The organism is Pseudoalteromonas sp. MMG010 (assembly GCF_018100905.1).
Lineage (GTDB): Bacteria > Pseudomonadota > Gammaproteobacteria > Enterobacterales > Alteromonadaceae > Pseudoalteromonas.
This window is the reverse complement of sequence record NZ_JAGJEG010000034.1, coordinates 1-1,065: the sequence shown is the minus strand read 5'-3', so window position 1 is coordinate 1,065 and position 1,065 is coordinate 1. Positions and strand designations below refer to the sequence as shown.

The 1,065-nt window shown below is 42.7% G+C and carries 1 protein-coding gene; it reads left to right on the top strand.

The window, feature by feature from the left end; translation table 11 throughout:
* Window positions 1–1,065 (top strand): IS3 family transposase gene (locus J8L70_RS15985; RefSeq protein ID WP_211056566.1). Its coding sequence is split into 2 segments (ribosomal slippage), with 1,066 coding nucleotides annotated over them: window positions 1–199 and window positions 199–1,065; the frame shifts between segments, so codons are not numbered across the junction. This gene is flagged as partial in the annotation.

The following is a 1,065-nucleotide window of genomic DNA, read 5'->3' as shown; positions in this document are numbered from 1 at the left end:
GCGGCTGTTAAACAAATTACTGAGCGTGGATATTCAGTTGCTGAAGTCGCTGAACGATTAGATATTTGTACCAAAACGTTATATCACTGGCGGAGCCAATTATCAGATAAACCTAAATCCGTTCAATCATTCGATGAAAAACTGAAGATCGCCAAATTAGAGGCTGAGTTAAAACGTGTCACGGAGGAACGAGACATTTTAAAAAAGGCCGCAAGGTACTTTGCCAGCAACCCCGAGTAAAGTACGGCTTCATTCGTGATCACCAAGATGAATTTTCTATCACGACGATGTGCCGCCTTTTTAAGCTGCACCGAAGTGGTTTTTATGCGTGGTTAAAAAAGCCCTTAAGCGATAGAGCGCTTGAAGATAATCGTTTGTTGAAGCTCATTAAAGAGTTTTATGTAGCCAGTGGTGGCACGTATGGTAGCCCTTGGATACATGCAGACTTGCGTGAAGCAGGTGAGCAATGCAGCGTAAACCGTGTTGCGAAGATCATGCGACAACATAAGCTTAAAGCGCAAATTGGATATAAGCGTCGCCATCTTAAAGGCGGTAAGACATCGCGGATTGCAGATAACTTATTAGCGCGTCAATTTAACCCGCCAGCGCCGAACCAGTCGTGGGTGAGCGACATAACTTATATAAGAACCTATGAAGGTTTTTTATATGTGGCAACAGTGATGGATTTATTCTCTCGGCGCATTGTGGGCTGGTCGATGGATAAAAATATGGATAAGCAGTTGGTGATAAATGCACTGTTGATGGCTGTATATCAACGTCAACCGAAGGCTGAGGTAATGGTACATAGTGACCAAGGTAGCCAATACGGTAGCGCTGACTATCTCGCATTTTTGAAAGAACATAATCTTGTGCCTTCGATGAGTCGAGCTGGGAACTGTCATGATAATGCAGTTGCTGAAAGCTTTTTTGCGACAATTAAAAAGCGAATAATTAAGCGTAAGATATACTCGACACGCGAAGATGCGAAAGCTGAGATATTTAATTTTATAGAAATGTTTTACAATCCAAAAAAGCGCCATTCACACACAGGCGGTGTTTCACCTG